Annotated in this window: 17 protein-coding genes; 6 read left to right on the plus strand and 11 right to left on the minus strand. The window is 63.9% G+C overall.

Translation table 11 applies throughout. From position 1 onward, the window contains the following. A partial coding sequence (locus tag ACOJSJ_RS04375; protein WP_420143772.1) for a transposase occupies positions 1–289 on the plus strand: 289 nt, incomplete at its 5' end. 142 nt (positions 290–431) lie between these two features. Here ACOJSJ_RS04375 and recA read toward each other — a convergent pair. From recA to dapA, 6 genes are all read right to left on the minus strand, one after another. After that, a complete protein-coding gene (recA, locus tag ACOJSJ_RS04380) occupies positions 432–1505 on the minus strand; it encodes a recombinase RecA (protein ID WP_420143773.1) in 1074 nt (357 codons plus the stop codon). A gap of 123 nt (positions 1506–1628) precedes the next feature. After that, complete coding sequence (locus ACOJSJ_RS04385) at positions 1629–1985, minus strand: response regulator (protein WP_420143774.1); 357 nt, start codon at positions 1983–1985, stop codon at positions 1629–1631. Positions 1986–2108: 123 nt separating this feature from the next. Next, a complete protein-coding gene (locus ACOJSJ_RS04390) occupies positions 2109–4520 on the minus strand; it encodes an ATP-binding protein (protein ID WP_420143775.1) in 2412 nt (803 codons plus the stop codon). A 37-nt stretch (positions 4521–4557) separates the two neighbouring features. After that, a complete protein-coding gene (locus tag ACOJSJ_RS04395) occupies positions 4558–5148 on the minus strand; it encodes a DUF2062 domain-containing protein (RefSeq protein ID WP_420143776.1) in 591 nt (196 codons plus the stop codon). 3 nt (positions 5149–5151) lie between these two features. Next, the gene (gene smpB, locus ACOJSJ_RS04400; RefSeq protein ID WP_420143777.1) at positions 5152–5634 is read right to left on the minus strand and encodes an SsrA-binding protein SmpB; all 483 of its coding nucleotides are present in this window, start codon (positions 5632–5634) and stop codon (positions 5152–5154) included. A gap of 116 nt (positions 5635–5750) precedes the next feature. Next, entirely contained in the window at positions 5751–6629 is an 879-nt protein-coding gene (dapA, locus tag ACOJSJ_RS04405; protein WP_420143778.1) for a 4-hydroxy-tetrahydrodipicolinate synthase, read from the minus strand. 99 nt (positions 6630–6728) lie between these two features. Between dapA and ACOJSJ_RS04410 the strand changes: the two genes are divergently transcribed. Both ACOJSJ_RS04410 and greB read left to right on the plus strand, forming a co-directional pair. After that, the gene (locus ACOJSJ_RS04410; RefSeq protein ID WP_420143779.1) at positions 6729–8816 is read left to right on the plus strand and encodes a transglycosylase SLT domain-containing protein; all 2088 of its coding nucleotides are present in this window, start codon (positions 6729–6731) and stop codon (positions 8814–8816) included. Positions 8817–8836: 20 nt separating this feature from the next. After that, the gene (gene greB, locus ACOJSJ_RS04415) at positions 8837–9322 is read left to right on the plus strand and encodes a transcription elongation factor GreB (RefSeq protein ID WP_420143797.1); all 486 of its coding nucleotides are present in this window, start codon (positions 8837–8839) and stop codon (positions 9320–9322) included. Between the two features lie 496 nt (positions 9323–9818). Here greB and ACOJSJ_RS04420 read toward each other — a convergent pair whose 3' ends face one another. The 4 genes from ACOJSJ_RS04420 to aspS all read right to left on the minus strand — a co-directional run bounded on the left by ACOJSJ_RS04420 (position 9819) and on the right by aspS (position 14200). Beyond that, positions 9819–10004, minus strand: a complete 186-nt coding sequence (locus ACOJSJ_RS04420; protein WP_120251562.1) for a hypothetical protein — start codon at positions 10002–10004, stop codon at positions 9819–9821. 132 nt (positions 10005–10136) lie between these two features. Continuing rightward, positions 10137–11462 carry a methyl-accepting chemotaxis protein gene (locus ACOJSJ_RS04425; protein WP_420143780.1) on the minus strand — a complete coding sequence of 442 codons (1326 nt, stop codon included), beginning with the start codon at positions 11460–11462 and terminating at the stop codon, positions 10137–10139. Positions 11463–11536: 74 nt separating this feature from the next. Further along, positions 11537–12319, minus strand: a complete 783-nt coding sequence (locus ACOJSJ_RS04430) for a polyphosphate kinase 2 family protein (RefSeq protein WP_420143798.1) — start codon at positions 12317–12319, stop codon at positions 11537–11539. Positions 12320–12415: 96 nt separating this feature from the next. Beyond that, on the minus strand, positions 12416–14200 hold the full coding sequence (gene aspS / locus ACOJSJ_RS04435; RefSeq protein WP_420143781.1) for an aspartate--tRNA ligase: 1785 nt from the start codon (positions 14198–14200) through the stop codon (positions 12416–12418). A 124-nt stretch (positions 14201–14324) separates the two neighbouring features. Here aspS and rnd point away from each other — a divergent pair, with 124 nt between their 5' ends. The 3 genes from rnd to ACOJSJ_RS04450 all read left to right on the plus strand — a co-directional run bounded on the left by rnd (position 14325) and on the right by ACOJSJ_RS04450 (position 16311). Then, positions 14325–15494 carry a ribonuclease D gene (gene rnd, locus ACOJSJ_RS04440; RefSeq protein ID WP_420143782.1) on the plus strand — a complete coding sequence of 390 codons (1170 nt, stop codon included), beginning with the start codon at positions 14325–14327 and terminating at the stop codon, positions 15492–15494. Positions 15495–15500: 6 nt separating this feature from the next. Next, positions 15501–15812 carry an I78 family peptidase inhibitor gene (locus ACOJSJ_RS04445; protein ID WP_420143783.1) on the plus strand — a complete coding sequence of 104 codons (312 nt, stop codon included), beginning with the start codon at positions 15501–15503 and terminating at the stop codon, positions 15810–15812. 115 nt (positions 15813–15927) lie between these two features. Then, on the plus strand, positions 15928–16311 hold the full coding sequence (locus ACOJSJ_RS04450; RefSeq protein WP_420143784.1) for a nuclear transport factor 2 family protein: 384 nt from the start codon (positions 15928–15930) through the stop codon (positions 16309–16311). Positions 16312–16517: 206 nt separating this feature from the next. Here ACOJSJ_RS04450 and ACOJSJ_RS04455 read toward each other — a convergent pair whose 3' ends face one another. Beyond that, entirely contained in the window at positions 16518–18347 is a 1830-nt protein-coding gene (locus ACOJSJ_RS04455) for a diguanylate cyclase (protein ID WP_420143785.1), read from the minus strand. Positions 18348–18349: the final 2 nt, after the last annotated feature.

The raw sequence follows: 18349 nt of genomic DNA on the forward strand, positions 1-18349 counted from the left end.
ACTCATCGACGGCATCAAGTTCGGCGCACTGCTCGCTGACAAGGCTTTCGACAGCAACGATATCGTCGCCGATCTCAACGAGCGGGGTGCAAAAATCGTCATCTCGCAGCACCCGCGACGCGCCAGACCCATCCCGCTCGATGCCGAAATGTACAAGTGGCGCCACCTCGTCGAAAACTTCTTCTGCAAACTCAAAGAATTCAAGCGTATCGCCATGCGCGCTTGCAAAACCGATCGCAGCTTCGAGGCCATGATCCACCTCGCTGCAGCCGTCGTCAATTCCCGGTGAATCCCTACAAACCTTAGTCCCGGCCAACGGTAAAAGGCCCGTCGCGCAGAAACGCGACGGGCCTTTTCAGTGCATGATGCGCAAGGCGGGCGGGGGCCGTGGGGCACAGCCCGGCTGATCCGGCCGGGCGTGCCATCAGGGCTTATTCGCCATCATCCTCCGCATCGGGTCCGGTCATCATTCCTTCGGCAACCTGATCGGTCTTGCCACGGATCGCCTGTTCCAGCTTGTCCGCCAGTTCGGGATGTTCGCGCAGATAGGTTTTGGCATTTTCACGCCCCTGCCCGATGCGGACCGAGTCGTAGGAGAACCAGGCGCCCGATTTTTCGACCAGGCCAGCCTTCACGCCGATGTCGAGCATTTCACCAATCTTGGAAATGCCTTCGCCATACATGATGTCGAATTCAACCTGCTTGAAGGGCGGCGCAACCTTGTTCTTCACCACCTTCACGCGGGTCGCATTGCCGACGATGTCGTCGCGATCCTTGATCTGGCCCGTGCGACGAATGTCGAGACGCACCGAAGCGTAGAATTTGAGCGCGTTGCCGCCGGTCGTGGTTTCCGGGTTGCCGTACATCACGCCGATCTTCATGCGGACCTGGTTGATGAAGATCACCATGCATTTCGACCGCGCGATCGAACCGGTGAGCTTACGCAGCGCCTGGCTCATCAGGCGCGCCTGAAGACCGACATGGCTGTCACCCATTTCCCCTTCGATTTCCGCGCGCGGCACGAGGGCGGCGACCGAGTCGATGACGAGAATGTCGATGGCGTTGGAGCGCACCAGCGTATCGACAATTTCCAGCGCCTGTTCGCCGGTGTCGGGCTGAGACACGATCAGTTCGTCGATGTCGACGCCCAGTTTCTTGGCATAGGCCGGGTCGAGCGCATGTTCGGCGTCCACGAAGGCCGCGGTGCCGCCCGCCTTTTGCGCTTCGGCGATGGCGTGGAGGGTGAGCGTGGTCTTGCCCGAACTTTCCGGGCCATAGATTTCGATGATCCGCCCCTTGGGCAGACCGCCGATGCCGAGCGCAATGTCGAGGCCAAGCGAACCGGTGGAGATCGATTCAATTTCGATCTTTTCCCGGCTGCCCAGCTTCATCGCGCTGCCCTTGCCGAAGGCGCGGTCGATCTGCGCGAGCGCCGCGTCCAATGCTTTCTGTCTGTCCATGTTTCCCGTCTTCTTGGAATCGATGAGTGAGAGCAGTGCAGTCATCGGCCGGTCCTCTGTCAAGCAGAACGCAATGTTCCGCGCGTCTGACCGATGATGTATCCTGTTTGTTCCACAAGAACAAGAGGGGAACGGAAATTTCCTATTCCTATTTCCCCCTGCAATTTCTTATGCGCCCAGAACCTTGCCCAGAGCCCGTTCGACGGCGCCGATGGTGAAGGGTTTGGCAAGGGTCGGCCGGTCCGCATGGGCGGGCGGCAGATCGTCGGCCATGCCCCCGGTCGCGAAGATGAAGGGGATGTTCTTTTCCGCCAAAATGTCCGCGACGGGCCAGCTTTTTTCGCCCTGAAGATTGCAGTCGATCAGCGCCGCGTCGAACCCGCCTTCGCTGGCCAATGTGCAGGCTTCGTCCACCGAAGCGGCAAGGCCGTGCAGGCGATAGCCCAGCGCGTCGAGATAATCCTCCAGCATCATGCCGATCATCGCTTCATCCTCGACGATCAAGATGCTTCTGGTTTCCGACATAGATGCTGACCCTTGTTGATAGGGACGAATCGCTACCCGATCAGACGGGACTTGCCCAGCCCATATAGTTTGATCCAGCGCAGCCTGTGATATTGCGGGACGTCGTTATCGTTATGCAGGCCGTCATTGCGGGGTCGGTGCGGTGGCCAGCGCGTCGCGGGCGGCTTCGGCCAGTTGGTTGACGGAAAAGGGCTTGGGCAGGAAGGCGACATTGGCAAGGTCGATCGACTTGCGCAGCTGTTCTTCCGCATAGCCCGACATGAAAAGCACCGGCAGGTCGGGATAGGCGCGGCGGGCATGCGCCACCATGGCGGGACCATCCATATTGGGCATGACGACGTCGGAAATGAGGAGATCGATCTTTTCCCCGCCGTTCAGCACCTCCAGCCCCTGTTCCCCGTCATTGGCGGTCAGCACCTTATACCCCTGACGCGTGAGCGCGCGTTCGGCGACGGCACGGACCATATCTTCATCCTCCACCAGCAGAACGGTGCCGGTGCCCCATGTTTCGGCGCGGGGCGCGACGGATTTGGGCGCGGCGGCCTGTTCGATGTCGGCGCCATGGTGGACGGGCAGATACATGACGAAGCTGGCGCCCCGGCCCAGTTCCGATTCGGCGAAGATATAGCCGCCCGATTGCTTCACGATGCCGTAAACGGTGGAAAGGCCCAGCCCGGTGCCCTTGCCCAGTTCCTTGGTCGTGAAGAAGGGTTCAAAGATTTTCGCCAATATGTCCGGCGGGATGCCAAGGCCGGTGTCGGATACCCGCAGCGCGGTATAGTCGGCTGCAGGCAATATCTGCTGGCGCATTTCACGCACCTTGATGGCGGGTACGGCATCGGTCTGGATATTGACGGTGCCGCCTTCGGGCATGGCGTCGCGGGCATTGACCGCAAGATTGACGATCACCTGTTCCAGTTGGCCCGGATCGGCGCGGATCGCGCCCAGATTGCGGCCATGGGTGACGTCGAGCTTCACATTTTCGCCGAGCAGGCGTTTGAGCAGGGTGGAGACGTCCGCCACGATGTCGGGCAGTTGCAGGATTTGCGGGCGCAGGGTCTGTTGCCGGGAAAAGGCCAGCAGCTGACGGGTGAGGCCCGCGGCGCGATTGCTGTTCGACTTGATCTGCTGGATATCGTCATAATCGCTGTCGCCGGGCGTATGGCGCATCAGCATCAGGTCGCAATGGCCGATGATCGCGGTCAGGATATTGTTGAAATCATGCGCGACGCCGCCCGCCAGCTGGCCGATCGCCTGCATCTTGGTCGCCTGGGCCACCTGTCGTTTGAGGTTGGATTCCTCGCTATTGTCCTTGAGGCTGAGCAATACCGCCGCTTCGCCAAGGCCGCGTACCCCGGCAAGGGAAAGCGCAATCGGATCATCGGGATTGTCACGCATGCGCACGGCGATGTCGCCCGACATTTGCGGACCGACGGCAAAGCGGCGCACCGCGTCGGCGACCGCAGCCTGATCTTCGCGGACCACCAGATCGCCGGGGTAGCTGGGCTTTTCGCCGTCTTTCAGACCCGCGACTCGGGCGAAGGCGTTGTTGAGGAACAGGACGCGGCCATCGCGATCCGCCATGGCAAGGCCGAAGGGTAGCAGCGACAGCAGGGTTTCGATATAGGAAAGCGCCGACGTGCCCCCGCCGCCCGCCGGTTCGTCGATCAACAGCAGGAGCATCGGCCCGTCCTGCACCGATGCCTGCGATCCGCCCGGCTGAGCCACGCGTTTCAGGGGCACCTGAAGCAGGCGCAGCGGCAGGCCGCCATGTTCTTCGCGGGCAAGGAACAGGCGGCTCTTGTCATCGACGCGCATATGCGCGGCGAAATCGCGTCCGGCGATGTTGGCGTCGATCCGACCGGCGGCACGCAGCAGGAAGGCGCCGTTGGCAGCACGGATACGCCCTTCCCCACCGATCAGCACGGCCATGATGCCCGCTTCGCCCAGCTGGCGGCCAGCCTCCCCCGTCAGGAAGCGGTTGACGTCGTCCAGCGCGCTGGGCGTGCGGACGGGGGTGAAGCGCCAGAGCAGATAATCTTCCGTCCGGCCGGTGCGGGCAATGTCGATGTCGAGCCGCAGCGCGCCCTGCGCAATCCCCTCCAGCTTCGCTTCCCCATCGCGCCATGCGGCGCGGGCGGCAGTGGACAGGCTGTCGTTGAGCGCCGCATCCGGCGTGACGGCGGGCGGCGTGGGATAACCGGGGAACCATTCGCCAAACAGGTCGCTGGCGCAGACCAGACGCCCCGCCCGGTCGGTGACGGCGATCGCCATGTTCGAAGCATCGGCAGCGGCGCGGGCGACGGTCCAGTCGGGCGTCGCTTCGCGGTCGGACAATTGAGCGGGATGGAGATGGCTGTACCAGCTGAGCAGCGCGGCGGCGATCAGCACGGTCGCGCCGAACCCGGCGGCGAGCGGCAGGCTGCCCACGGCATAGAGGACGAGCGCGGCGGACAGCAGCGCCGCAAGGATCAGCAAAGGCAATGCCCAGCGCGAACGCGGCTGGTTCAGCCAGGCCTCTTCACCTCTTTTCAAACCCGATGTCCCGCTTGGTCGATGGCAATGGCGGACGTCAGACGCCCGCTTTCTCCAATGCGCCGCTTTTGCAGACCTTGCCAATCCTCAATTTGCGCGCCTGCCATTTCCGGCCCATGCGACGGCGCCAGAACCAGTCGGCCAGAACATAGCCGACGACCGCGCTGGCCACCGAAATGAGGAAGAGGCCGAGCAGCATGGCGGGCGCGGCTTCGGACAGCAGCCATGTGGTCCATTCGCGCACCGTGGCGTGACCGTCGACCAGCGCCATGAAGCCGGTCGCGTCGGCGCTGCGCCCCAGCATCCAGTTGCCCAGCCACACCGACGCCATCAGGATGAGCGGCGTGGTGGCGGGATTGGACAGGAAGGTCATGGCGGCCGCGACCGGGATATTGGCGCGGAACGGCAGCGCGAACAGCGCCGCACCGGCAATCTGGACGCCGGGGATCAGCAGGAAGACGCCCACGAACAGGCCCAGCGCCACGCCGCGCGGCACCGACCGGCGGGTAAAGCGCCAGAGCGAAGGTTCCAGCACGCGATGCGCGACGGGGGCGAGGACGCGGCTCTGTTCCAGCGATTCGCGGGTCGGGGCATTGGCATGCCACCAGCGGGAGAGCCTGTTGTCCATCGGTCAGCCCTTGTCCCGCATGATACGCTGTTGATCCCGCTTCCAGTCGCGTTCCTTGATCGTTTCGCGCTTGTCGTGGGTCTTTTTGCCCTTCGCCAGCGCCAGTTCGATCTTCGCGCGCCCCTGACTGTTGAAATAAATCATCAGCGGCACCAGCGTCATGCCCTGACGCGAAACGGCGCTGTGCATCTTTTCGATTTCCCGTTCGTGCAGCAGCAGTTTGCGGGGACGCTTCGGCTCATGATTTTCGCGGTTGCCATGGCTATATTCGGGGATGTTGCTGTTCACCAGAAACACCTGGTTGCCCTTCACCTCGGCATAGCTTTCGGCGATATTGCCTTCGCCGCCGCGAAGCGCCTTCACTTCGGTGCCTTGCAGGGCAAGCCCGGCCTCAAACACATCCTCGATGAAATAGTCGAAGCGCGCGCGCCGGTTCTCGGCGACGATCTTCTTCTTGTCGAAGGTGGCGGGACGGGGGCGGGCCATGATCTTATTCTATGCTTTCGTTCGTGTCGGACGCTGGCCGTCCGTATACGCGGCGCGCGCCCGGTCTATTCCGCGCATATGCGCCCGATAGACAGGATATGGTGTCGGCTGCGTCCTTAAACCAGTCCCGCAATCTCCAGCGCGCGGTCCACCGCCGCCCGGCTCGATTCCGACGGCCAGGTGATGGGCAGACGGACATCGCTGGGCATGTCGGCGCGGATGCGCGTGAGGGCGTATTTAACCGGCCCCGGTGAAGAATCGCTGAACAGGGCGTCATGCAGGGGATAGAGACGATCCTGAAGCGCGATCGCGCCATCCCAGTCGCCGCGCGCCATCGCCGCCTGAAAATCCGCGCACAGGCGCGGCGCGACATTGGCGGTGACGCTGATACAGCCCGTCCCGCCCATCGCATTGAAGCCGAGCGCCGTTTCGTCGTTCCCCGAAAGCTGGCAGAAATCGGGACCGCAGGCGAGCCGCTGGGCGGTGACACGCCCCAGATTCCCGGTGGCGTCCTTGATCCCGATGATCGACTGATATTCCTCCGCCAGCCGATACATCACCGGTACGCCGATGTCGGTGATGGTGCGGCCCGGCACATTATACAACAGGATCGGCAGGTCGCACCGTTCGGCCAGATAGGCGAAATGCTGGTACACGCCGTCCTGATTGGGCTTGTTGTAATAAGGCGCGACGACCAGCGCGGCGTCGGCGCCTGCGGCCTGCGCGGCGTACATATGTTCAAGGGCGATGCGCGTGTCGTTGGACCCGCAACCCGCGATCACCGGCACGCGCCCCGCCGCCTGATCGACGCAGATGGCGATGACGCGATTATGTTCCTCCACCGTCATGGTGGCGCTTTCGCCGGTGGTGCCGCAGGGGACGAGGCCGCTCGACCCTTCCGCTATCTGCCAGTCGACCAGCGCGCGAAAAGCGGCTTCATCCACCCGTCCGTCGCGAAACGGGGTCACCAGAGCCGGAATCGAGCCCGAAAACATGATTAAACTCCTTCAAATCTCCGGGCAGCCAAGGCATGATCCGTCGAACCGCGCGCTATAGCGCGTCATTCAGGGCCTGATAAGGATGCAAGTGGGATAATGTCCAGCATGCGTAAGCCCCAGATTGTCGAAAGTTACCTGATCCGCATGCCTATTATTGCCTTGTTGCTGATGACTGCCGGTGCCGGCGCCCAAACCGAAACCGTGCAGCGCATTCCGCCCGAATATCCCATACAGGGTCCGGTGATCCAGCCGCTGCCGTCGCAGGATAGCGGCCCCAGCCCGTGGCAGCAGGCGCAGAGCCGAATCGGCGTGGCGCAGGATGGCAGCATCGCGGGCACGATCAGCCAGTGGCGCGCCCTGCAACAGAGCGACGGCATGGGCGCGTCCACCTATGCCAGCTTCATCATCGCCAATCCCGGCTGGCCGGGTGAGGACCGGATGCGGCGGCTGGCCGAAACCGGGATCAATCCCGACAGTTTCGACCCGAATCAGGTCGCGGCCTTCTTTGCCCGTTTCCCGGCGCGCACCGCGACCGGCCATGCCCGCAACGCCATGGCGCTGATGCAGCTGGGCCGGATGGACGAAGCGCGCACGGCCGCCCGCAATGCGTGGATCGGCGGATCGCTCAATCCCACAGACGAAGCGCGGCTGTTGTCGCTGTTCGCGCCCAGCCTGACGCCCGCGGACCATGATGCGCGGGCCGACGCCCTGCTGTGGGCGAACGACACCAATGGCGCGGCGCGCATGATCCCCTATGTCACGCCGGCGCGACAGCCGGTGTTCGCCGCGCGAATCGGGTTCCGCCGCAAATCGCCCGACGCCGCGTCGCTGATGCAGGCGGCCGAAGGCGCAGGGGGAAGCGATGCGGGCTTTATCGCGGACAAGGCGATCTGGCTGCGCGACAGCGGCAACTGGATCGCGGCGCGGCAATATCTGTCGAACCGGGGCGGGCTGACCTATCGGCCGTCCAATGCCGAAAAATTCTACGAAGTGCTGCTCAATCAGGCGCGGGCCGCCGCCAATGACAGCCAGTGGAGTTTCGCCTATGGCATCGCCAGCAAGATCGACGATGCGGTGGCGCCCGGCGTGGATGTCAGCGACCAGCCGATCGGCGTGCGCGACGATTATACCAGCCTGGCCTGGCTGGCGGGCAGCACGGCCTTTTACAACCTCAACCGCCCAACCGATGCGGTGACGATGTTCCGCCGCTATGCCGACGCGGCCAAATCGCCCCAGACCAAATCCAAGGGCTATTATTGGGCGGGCCGCGCCGCCTTGCAGGCGGGCGACAATGCGACCGCCAACAGCTATTTCAGTCAGGCGGGCGTCTATCCCGATCAATTTTACGGGCAGCTGGCGCTGGAGCGGCTGGGCCGTCCTATCCCCGCCCCCGCCACGGTCGAGCGGCCGGTGCCGATTTCGGCAGCCGAGCGCACGGCGTTCAACAACCGCACGGTGGTGCGCGCCGTGCAGGCGCTGGGCCAGATGGGCTATTGGGAAGAGCAGAGCAAATTCGCCCGCGCCATCGCCAACAATGCCGATAGCGATGTCGACCATTATCTGGCGGCCGAACTGGCGCAGCAGATCGGCCGTCCCGACATGGGCGTGATGGTGGGTCGTCGCGCCGTGTCGAGCGGCCTGACCGGCTATGGCCAGAGCGCATTCCCGCGCGTGCCGGTGCCGTCGGAGGCGCAATATAACTGGACCATGGTGCATGCCATCGCCCGGCAGGAAAGCCAGTTCGACAAGCAGATCGTGTCCCATGCGGGCGCGCGCGGCCTGATGCAGCTGATGCCCGGCACGGCGCGGGAACAGGCGGGGAAGATGGGCATGGGCTATGCGCCCGCGTCGCTCAACGACCCCAGCTACAACATCATGCTGGGTTCGGGCTATTTCCAGCGGATGCTGGATTATTATGGCGGCAGTTATCCGCTGGCCGTCGCGGCCTATAATGCAGGGCCGGGCAATGTGAACAAATGGGTCCGCGCCAATGGCGACCCGCGCCTGCCCGGCGCCGACATGCTGCGCTGGATCGAGCAGATTCCGATTTTCGAAACGCGCAACTATGTGCAGCGGGTGCTGGAAAACGCCGTCGTCTATGAAGCGATGAACCCGGAGCGGGCGAAGTTCCGGGGCACGAACGCCATATTGAGCCGCTATCTGGGGAAGCAGACACCGGGCTGAGTTTGCGGTACGGGGTGGCGATGACCACCCCCTATCCCAACTATATCTCCCCCGAAGGCTTTGCGAAGCTGCGCGCCGAATATGATCACCTGCTGGGCGTCGAACGCCCGGCGATCGTGGAAGTGGTCAGCTGGGCCGCGGGCAATGGCGATCGCAGCGAAAATGGCGACTATCTTTATGGCCGCAAGCGGATGCGGGAGATTGACGGGCAATTGAAGCGCCTGTCGAAGAAGATGAAGGACGCCAAGGTCGTCGATCCCCGGCAGCAGCCCGACAAGGACAGGGTCTATTTCGGCGCGACCGTCACCATCGCGGACGAGGATGACAGGCATCGCACCGTGACCATCGTGGGCAATGACGAAACGGATGTGGACGCGGGGCGGATCGGTTGGGGATCGCCGATCGCGCGGGCGCTGCGCGGGGCGGCGGTGGGCGACCTGCGCCGGGTCAGGCTGCCCGCTGGTGAGAAGGAATATGAGGTGATGGCGATCGCCTATCCGGTATGATGTCCCTGGCGCATGTGGAAGCCATTCGGAAGGGATGACGGATCGCACCATACGCTGAATAAAGAGGGCTGGAGCCGATCCGATCAGAGATGAAGCGGGTCAGGCTCCAGCCCTGTTCTGTTTTGCGCATTTGCCAAGCCAGCAGACGATGCTGTCTGCTGCAAGAACACTGTGAAAGAGACAGCGAAGTGGACAATGGTGGCCATCGAGTGATTTGCGTGCATGGGGAGAAGCAATCACATCATTGATGATTTTCAATCACCAATAGCATTATCCGACGCAACGGCTTCCATGGCCAGCCAGGCACGGAAATCCGCGATGGCAGGGTTGTTCGGGCCGGTAGAAGGGGCGCCGGCGAAGAAGCTGGCGCGATGACCGGCCATGACTGTCGGCGATACAGGCCCGTGTCCGATTGGGCGCGCAGAACTGGACCCCGGCCTGCGCCGGGGAACATCGCCCGGTTCAGACCGGGGCAATGGGTCGAGGAACGCCCCCTTTATTCGTGCGGGCGCAGCGCCTGATTGAGGCTGTCGAGCACCGCGTCGATCGGTTCGGTGACGGTCACGCTGCGTCCTTCGCCAAAGCGGATGCGGGTGCCGTCGCTGACCTGGGTGACGAAGGTGACCTGCGCGGGGTTGATCGCGGTCTGGGTGCGATCGGTGCCGACGAACATCACGAGCATGGCGTCCTCTCCTTTTTTTTACAGGGGCGCATTTTCCGGGCCGTTGACCTGAAACCGCGCCTTATCCTTTGGAAGGTCAGCCTAACGTTTTTGCGGGCGGATGCCAGCGCGATATTCAGGCCCCAATATTCATCAGGCCGCCCGGATCGCCGCGATGAAACCACCGGCGCGCTGCTCGAGCCGACGGGCTTCGTCCGCCAGCCGATCCGCCACGTCGCGCATGCCGCGCGCTGCGAGCGCCGTCGCCTGCGCATTGTCGCTGATCTGGCGGGCGCCGGTGCGGATGTGGAGGCTGGACGCGCCTGCTTCCGCCACGCTTTCCGCCATGGTGCGGCTGAAGCTGCTCTGCCGCGCGACTGCCGCGAAGACGGTGGCCGACAGCCGGTCGGCGCGGGTCATGGTGGCGTCCATATGGGCGTGCCCCGCCGCGACTTCGCCAATGGTGGCGCGAATATGTTCGATGCGCACGGCGATGCCCGCCGCCGCGTCGCGGGTCTGTTGCGCCAGCGATTTGACTTCACGGGCGACCACGGCAAAGCCCTGCCCCGCTTCCCCGGCGCGGGCCGCCTCTATCCCCGCATTGAGCGCGAGCATGGCGGTGGCGCTGGCGATGCTGTCGATGAGCGCGATGACTTCGCCGATGCCGTCAGCCTCCAGTTGCAGCGCTTCGCTGCGTTCCGCGCCGGATCGGCTGCGCGCAGCGGCTTCGGCGATGGCAGCGCCTGCCGCCTGCGCTTCGGCCTCCATCACCAGAATGAGCTGGCCGAGTTCGGATCCGCCCGTCGCCAGTTCCGCCAGCCGCTGCGCCGTCTGCGCCGCCGCGACCGCCATGGCCGCCGAATCGGTGCCGTCACCCGCCGCCCGCTCCGCCGCCTGCCCCGCCAGCGCGGACAGGCGGTCGGCCATGGCCGCCATGTCGGAAATCATCGTCGCGATGTCGTGACGGAAGGACGCGCTTTCCTGCGTAATCTGTTCGACGCGCACCGCCCGTTCCAGCGCCACGCGCGCATCGCGCTCCGCCGTCAGCCGCAGCAGCAGCGCGCCGCCCAGTACGCCGCGATAAAAGCCGTTGTCGGTCAGGATCAGCCCTTCGCACCCCGCCCCCTGCGCGGCGAACAGATCGACCTGCGCCTCTATGCTTTGCGTCCGTTCAACGCTGGCGCAGGGGCGGACATGATCGTCCAGCCGCCCGCCGAAACTGGGATTGCGCAGCAGCGCATGGCCAAAAGGGTTGAACAGGATGCGGCGCATGTCGCGTTCGTAGATCGCGCCGGCTGGCCGGTCCCGATCGTCCAGCACCGGAAGAAGGCGCAGCGCCGAGTCGCGCTGAAACCAGTCGACCGCTTCGCTCAAGGGGCGGCCCAGCCGGATGACGGGCGCATGGTCCGCCAGCGGCGGGCCGGGCGTGGGATCGGGACCGGGATCGGGCGGGGATAGGGACAGGGACGCTGCGAGCATGGGCGGCGTCATAAAGGGTTAATGGTAAACACCCGGTTAGAATATGATGACAGTTTTGTTACAAGTAACTGATTTTATTTAGGTTTATAGCCATAGGCCGCCTGCGCCAGCTTCATCACTTCGGGGTCGGCCGCCGGAAAATCCATCGGCACCAGCCGTTCCAGCCGGTCAGCGACATAGGTGAGCGCGGCGATGCGCCCGGCCTTGCGATTATTATTGTCGATCACCTGCCATGGCGCGTGCTTGCTGTCGGTTTTTCTGAACATCGCATGCATGGCATCGAGATAGTCGGCGCGTTTGCCACGGTTGCGATAATCGTCCGCGCCGGTTTTCCACCGTTTCCACGGCGTATCGAGCCGCTGCGCCAGCTGTTCGTCCTGCGTCCCCTGCGTGATGTGGACGAAGAGCTTCACGAAATTGGTCCCGGCCTGCGCCAGCTGCTTTTCGAAAGCGTTGATGTCATCATAGCCGCGTTTCCAGTCGGCCTTGCTGCAAAAACCCTCCACCCGTTCGACAAGGACGCGGCCGTACCAGCTGCGGTCGAAGATCGCGATGTTGCGGCTGGCGGGCAGGCGGGTCCAGAAACGCCAGAGGAAATGATGGTCGCGTTCCTCCTGCGTGGGGGCGGCGATGGGGTGGACCTGATAATAGCGCGGATCCCAGTCCGCGCTCATCCGCTTGATGATACCGCCCTTGCCCGCCGCGTCCCAGCCTTCCAGCAGGATGACGCTGCGCCGTTTGTGAAGGATATGGGCGACCTGAATCTTTGCCAGACGTTGCTGGAGCGCGGCGAGATCGGCCGCATAGTCGCCCTTATATTTCGCGCCCTGTTCGTAATCGGCAAGGTCGATGGTCATCATTCGACTCCGTTCGGGCTGAGCCTGTCGAAGCCCCGTTCTATCTTAAGAACAAGGATGGTCCTTCGACAAGCTCAGGACGAACGGAAACCGGCGTTATGCCTTCGCCTGCGGCTCCACGACGCGGACGTGCAGTTCGCGCAGCTGCTTGAATTCCGCCGCGCTGGGCGCGCCCATCAGCAGGTCTTCGGCGCGCTGGTTCATCGGGAACAGCGTGATTTCGCGCAGATTCTGCGCGCCGCACAGCAGCATCACGATGCGGTCGACGCCAGCGGCCATGCCACCATGCGGCGGAGCGCCATATTGGAAGGCGCGGTAGAGGCCGCCGAAGCGATCCTCCACCTCCTGCTGCGACAGGCCGACCAGGTCGAACGCCTTCACCATCGCTTCGGGCGACTGGTTACGGATCGAGCCGGACGCGATTTCATAGCCGTTGCAGACCATGTCATACTGATAGGCCTTCAGGCTGAGCGGATCTTCGCTGTTCAGCGCGTCGAGGCCGCCCTGCGGCATCGAGAAGGGGTTGTGGGCGAAGTCGATCTTCTTTTCGTCTTCGTCATATTCGTAGAAGGGGAAGTCCACGATCCAGCACAGTTCGAACCGGTCCTTGTCGATGAGGTCAAGCTGTTCGCCGACGCGGATGCGGGCGAGACCGGCGAGCTTGGCGGCCTGGCTTTCCTTGCCCGCGGCGAAGAAGACGCCGTCATTGGGGCCAAGGCCGAGCGCTTCGATCAGCTTCGCGGTCGCTTCTTCGCCATGATTCTTGGCGATGGGGCCGCCGGGCACGCCATCCTTGATATTGATATAGCCAAGGCCCGAATAGCCTTCGCCGCGCGCCCAGACATTCATGTCGTCGAAGAATTTGCGGCTGCCAGCGCCAGCGCCGGGCGCGGGGATGGCGCGGATGCGGGCGCCGCCTTCGACCAGCGAGGCGAAGATGCCAAAGCCCGATCCCACGAAATGGTCGGTCACATCCTGAATGATGATGGGGTTGCGCAGATCGGGCTTGTCGCTGCCATATTTCAGCATCGCCTCGGCATGCGGGATGCGCGGGAAGCTGCCCGCCGGGGTGACATGCTTGCCATCGGCAAATTCTTCGAACACCTGGGCGATGACCGGCTCCATCGTGTTCCAGACGTCTTCCTGCGTGACGAAGCTCATTTCGAGGTCAAGCTGGTAAAATTCGCCGGGCAGACGGTCCGCGCGGGGATCTTCGTCGCGGAAGCAGGGGGCGATCTGGAAATAACGGTCGAAGCCTGCGACCATCAGCAGCTGCTTATATTGCTGGGGCGCCTGCGGCAGGGCGTAGAATTTGCCCGCGTGGATGCGGCTGGGCACCAGAAAGTCGCGGGCGCCTTCGGGCGAGGAGGCGGTCAGGATCGGCGTCGAATATTCGGTGAAGCCCGCGCCTTCCATGCGGCGGCGCATGTCGGAAATGATCTTCGTGCGCTTCACGATGTTGGCGTGCAGCGTTTCGCGACGCAGGTCGAGGAAGCGATAGCGCAGGCGGATGTCTTCGGGATATTCCTGTTCGCCCGCGACCGGCAGCGGCAGTTCGGCGGCGGCGGAGAGGACGGTGACGACATCGGCCACGACCTCGATCTCGCCGGTCGCCATTTTCGGGTTGATGGCTTCGGCGGCGCGCGCGACGACCTTTCCTTCGATCGTCACGACGGATTCGAGGCGGAGCGATTCCAGCGCGCGGAGCGGATCGCTGTCCGCCTTCGCCACGATCTGGGTAATGCCATAATGGTCGCGCAGATCGACGAACAGCACGCCGCCATGATCGCGTTTGCGATGCACCCAGCCCGATACGCGGACGTCATTGCCCACTTCTGCCGTGGTCAGGGCGCCGCAGGTATGAGTGCGATAGGCGTGCATGGCGTTTCGATCTTTCAGCTTCGTTTTACGGAAATGACAAACTGTTGCAGTCCCGCTATGGCCAGCATTGTCACATTGACCAGTCCGCGGACGCGGGCCAGCCCATAATAAGATCGAAGACCATATGCAAATTCATCCGCTGATTACCGACAGCAAGCAACTTTCCGACTTCTGCGCCCGCATCGCGAAATCCCCGTACATCGCCGTCGATACCGAGTTCATGCGGGAAAACAGCTATTGGCCCGAACTGTGCCTGGTACAGGTGGCCGACCCGCATGAGGCCGCCGCGATCGACCCCAAGGCGCCCGGCCTCGACATGACGCCTCTGCTGGACCTGCTGGTCAATAATGAGGAGGTGCTGAAGGTTTTTCATGCCGGCGGGCAGGACATCGAAATCGTCCACAACCTGACCGGCAAGACGCCGCACCCGATGTTCGACACGCAGATCGCGGCCATGGCGCTGGGTCTGGGGGAGCAGATCGGTTACGGCAATCTGGTCGACGCATGGATGGGCGTGCAGCTGGACAAGGGGGCGCGCTTCACCGACTGGGCGCGGCGGCCGCTGGACAAGCGCCAGATCGACTATGCGATCGGCGACGTCACTTACCTGATCCAGATATTCCCCAAGATGCTGGACGAATTGCGCAAGACCGGGCGCGGCGACTGGCTGGATCAGGAAATGGAGCGGATCAGCGATCCGTCCAATTATGAAAACAACCCGCAGGACGCATGGCAGCGGGTGCGCATCGCCAGCAAGAAGCCCGACGTGCTGGGCCGCCTGAAAGCGCTGGCGGCATGGCGCGAAATGGAAGCGCAGGACAAGAATCTGCCGCGCGGCCGCATCGTGAAGGACGAAACGCTGGCCGACATCGCCAGCCACCCGCCGCGCGAACAGGCCGATCTGGGCAAGGTGCGCGGCCTGTCCGCCACATGGAAAAGCAACGACATCGGCGCGCGGCTGATGGGCGCGCTGAGCAAGCACCAGCCGCTGCACAAGGACGAAATGCCCGAACGCGATCCCAAGCGGCCGGGCCTGGGCAAGGACGGCGCGCTGGTCGCCGACCTGCTGAAGCTGTTGCTGAAGATCCGGTCGCGCGACATCAATGTCGCGGCCCGGCTGATCGCGCGCAGCGACGACATCGACGCGCTGGCCGCGGGCGTGCGCGAAGGGCTGTCGATCCTGGAAGGCTGGCGGTATGAACAATTCGGCCGCGACGCGGTTGATCTGGTCGAAGGCCGCATGGCCTTTGCCGTCCGCAACGGGCGGCTGAAAATGACGCGCACGGAAGGATAAAGACCCATGCGGATCATGATCGCGGGCCTGATGGCCCTGTCCCTTTGCGCGCCGCTGGCCGCCTGCGCCGGGAGCGGCGAGGCCGGGCCGGGCACGCCGCCCGCCATGGCCGAAGGGCCGTGCAGCAATGACGGGCTGGCCCCGTTCACCGGGCAGAAGGCGAGCGCGGAAACGGGCGCGGCGCTGCTGAAGGCGTCGGGCGCCAAAAGCCTGCGCTGGGGCGGCCCCGGGATGGCGATGACCATGGATTTCCGGCCCGACCGGCTGACCGTCAGCTATGACGAGGCGATGGTGATCACCGCCGCGCGGTGCGGCTAATACGCCCATCATGGTTTTCCGTTCGGGCGGAGCCTGTCGAAGCCCTGTTCCTGCTCCAGAGAAGAAAAGCCCTTCGCCAGGCGCAGGGCGAACGGACTTATTGGATTTTGCTGAGATGACCGCCACCGCCGATCTGGCCATTCGCATGGCGCGCGCCGCGTTCAACCGGGCGTTGGCGGAGGGCGACCTGCATGCCATCGGGCCGCTGCTGGCGATGGATGTGGTGATGGTGACCGGGACCGACAGCGCCGTCATCGCCGGGCGCAAGGCGCAGCTGATGGCATGGAAGCGCGAGTTCGCGGCGACGGAGCGCATGGTCTATACCCGCACGCCCGACAGCATCGTCGCGTCGCCCATAGAACCCATCGCCATGGAACATGGCCGCTGGCAGGGCGCGGTAGACGGCATGGTGCAGGCGTCCGGCAGCTATAGCGCCAAATGGCGCGCCATCGGCGGCGAATGGGTGATCGAAGCGGAAATCTATCTGACGCTGGCGTGATAGGGGGTCTGATCGAGCGCCTGATCTGGGTCTGAACTGGAGCGCAATCCGTTCATACCGAATCGGATACGCTCCATTTCTTTTTGTTTTTCGCATTTTCCGAGCCAGCAGATGATGCCATCTGCTTTGAAAATGCTCTGTTCTCTTTTTTCCGCATTTTCCGAGTCAGCAGATGTGACCATCTGCTTTGAAAATGCTCCGGAGGATCAGGCTGCCTGTTGCATGTCGACGACGGTGCGGTTGCGGCCTTCGCGCTTGGCCCGGTAGAGCGCCGCGTCGGCCAGCTGGAGCAGGGCGGCGCCGTCGCCCGCCATCGATTCGTCCCATGTCGCGATGCCGAAGGACATGCTGGTCGATCCCAGCGCCCGCCCGCCATGGCGCAGAACGATTTCGGTGATGCCCTTGCGCACTTCCTCCACGCGGGCGGCCAGCGCCTGCGCCGTGGTGCCGGGCGCGATGATCGCAAATTCTTCCCCACCATAGCGGCAGACAATGTCGCCATCACGGAAACGGCTGCGCATTTCATTGGCGACCGCCTGAAGCACGACGTCGCCCGCATCATGGCCGAACTCGTCATTGAAGCGCTTGAAATGATCGACGTCGCACATCACGGCGCTCAGCGGCACGCCGGAGCGGCGCGAGCGGGCGATTTCGATCGTCAGCGCCTCTTCCATATAGCGGCGGTTGAAGAGGCCCGTCAGCGGATCGCGGATCGTCTGTTCGCGCAGGCCGCGTTGCAGGCGATGGTTGACGAGCGCGGAGCTGATATTTTCCGCCATCACCGTCAGGCAGAAACGGCTTTCGTCGGCCACTTCGCCCTCCAGATAGAGGGTGCCGATGACTTCGCCGCCCGCCAGCAGCGGTTCGCAATGATAGACGGCGTCCGCCGCCACATGACCGCATACGATGTCGCTGCCCGGCTGTGTCACGAAATGGCTCTGGCCGCGACGCAGCGCCCAGCACTGGTCGGGCGCAAAGCCGTCGCGCGCCGGTTCGAACCCGCCCCAGCCGGTGACGGGCACGAGCAGATTGCGGCTGTTGTTATGGGCATAGAGCGCGCCGGGAATGCCGGGCAGCACGCGGGGCACGAAGACGCGGATGACCTGCGCCAGTTCATCGTCGGTGCGCGCCGCCTGCATGCGATGCGCCATGCCGCCCAGCAGTTCGATCACTTCGCCGCGTTCGCGCAGGATGTCGGCGTTGCGCAGCAATTCGCCATGGGCAGCCTGAAGATCGCGCTCGCTGCGACCCTGATCGGCAATCGCCACCTGAAGCTGATCGGCCATGGCGTTATAGCCTTCGGCCAGATCGGTAAATTCCTGCGACCCCATGGTCGTCACGGGCACGCGGGTGTCATGTCGCCCCAGACCCAGCGCCGTCATCGCTTCGCGGATCACGCCTGCGGGACGGCGGATGCGGCGGATGAGCAACAGCGACACCGACAGGATGCAGAGCGCGATGACCGGTCCGCCGATCAGCGCCAGATCGCGCACCCAGGCCAGCCGACGATCCGCCGCCTCTATCCGGCTTTGGCGCAGCACCCGTTCTTCGCTGAGGAAACTGTCGGTGCGCAGGGAAATCATGGCCATGAGATCGCGACCGGCGCCGCTGGCAATGGTGGCGCGCGCTTTTTCGAAATCGCCGCGACGCGCCTCGCCCAGCGTGCCGTTCAGCAGCACGATCTGCTGGTCCATCAACCTTTGCAGTTCGCGCGCGCGCATATTCTGCGCCTGATTGTCCGCCGTCAGCCGGGTCAGCCGCGCCATCGTTTCATGCGCGGATGCGATGCGAGCATCGACGGTTTCGGCAAAGGCAGGGTTGCGGGTCAGGATGAAGCCGCGCTGGCCCGATTCCGCGTCGCGCACGGCGGCGACCGCATCGTCCATCGTTTCGATGACTTCGGCCGAATGGGTGACCCAGCGAAAGCTGCCGCTCGTCTGGATGGAGGCATCGACCAGCGCCCACATCAACGCCAGCAACGCGAGGAGCACCATCGCGCCAAAGGTGGAAATACGGGCGGTAAGAGACGTGTTCATGC

This window comes from Sphingobium sp. (assembly GCF_048594625.1).
Taxonomy (GTDB): Bacteria; Pseudomonadota; Alphaproteobacteria; order Sphingomonadales; family Sphingomonadaceae; genus Sphingobium.

What these genes read in the sequence shown, in the direction of transcription:
- recA (WP_420143773.1), bottom strand. Translation starts at nt 1,505, where the DNA reads ATGACTGCACTGCTCTCACTCATCGATTCCAAGAAGACGGGAAACATG.
- ACOJSJ_RS04385 (WP_420143774.1), bottom strand. Translation starts at nt 1,985, where the DNA reads ATGTCGGAAACCAGAAGCATCTTGATCGTCGAGGATGAAGCGATGATC.
- ACOJSJ_RS04395 (WP_420143776.1), bottom strand. Translation starts at nt 5,148, where the DNA reads ATGGACAACAGGCTCTCCCGCTGGTGGCATGCCAATGCCCCGACCCGC.
- smpB (WP_420143777.1), bottom strand. Translation starts at nt 5,634, where the DNA reads ATGGCCCGCCCCCGTCCCGCCACCTTCGACAAGAAGAAGATCGTCGCC.
- dapA (WP_420143778.1), bottom strand. Translation starts at nt 6,629, where the DNA reads ATGTTTTCGGGCTCGATTCCGGCTCTGGTGACCCCGTTTCGCGACGGA.
- ACOJSJ_RS04410 (WP_420143779.1), top strand. Translation starts at nt 6,729, where the DNA reads ATGTCCAGCATGCGTAAGCCCCAGATTGTCGAAAGTTACCTGATCCGC.
- greB (WP_420143797.1), top strand. Translation starts at nt 8,837, where the DNA reads ATGACCACCCCCTATCCCAACTATATCTCCCCCGAAGGCTTTGCGAAG.
- ACOJSJ_RS04420 (WP_120251562.1), bottom strand. Translation starts at nt 10,004, where the DNA reads ATGCTCGTGATGTTCGTCGGCACCGATCGCACCCAGACCGCGATCAAC.
- ACOJSJ_RS04425 (WP_420143780.1), bottom strand. Translation starts at nt 11,462, where the DNA reads ATGCTCGCAGCGTCCCTGTCCCTATCCCCGCCCGATCCCGGTCCCGAT.
- ACOJSJ_RS04430 (WP_420143798.1), bottom strand. Translation starts at nt 12,319, where the DNA reads ATGACCATCGACCTTGCCGATTACGAACAGGGCGCGAAATATAAGGGC.
- aspS (WP_420143781.1), bottom strand. Translation starts at nt 14,200, where the DNA reads ATGCACGCCTATCGCACTCATACCTGCGGCGCCCTGACCACGGCAGAA.
- rnd (WP_420143782.1), top strand. Translation starts at nt 14,325, where the DNA reads ATGCAAATTCATCCGCTGATTACCGACAGCAAGCAACTTTCCGACTTC.
- ACOJSJ_RS04445 (WP_420143783.1), top strand. Translation starts at nt 15,501, where the DNA reads ATGCGGATCATGATCGCGGGCCTGATGGCCCTGTCCCTTTGCGCGCCG.
- ACOJSJ_RS04450 (WP_420143784.1), top strand. Translation starts at nt 15,928, where the DNA reads ATGACCGCCACCGCCGATCTGGCCATTCGCATGGCGCGCGCCGCGTTC.
- ACOJSJ_RS04455 (WP_420143785.1), bottom strand. Translation starts at nt 18,347, where the DNA reads ATGAACACGTCTCTTACCGCCCGTATTTCCACCTTTGGCGCGATGGTG.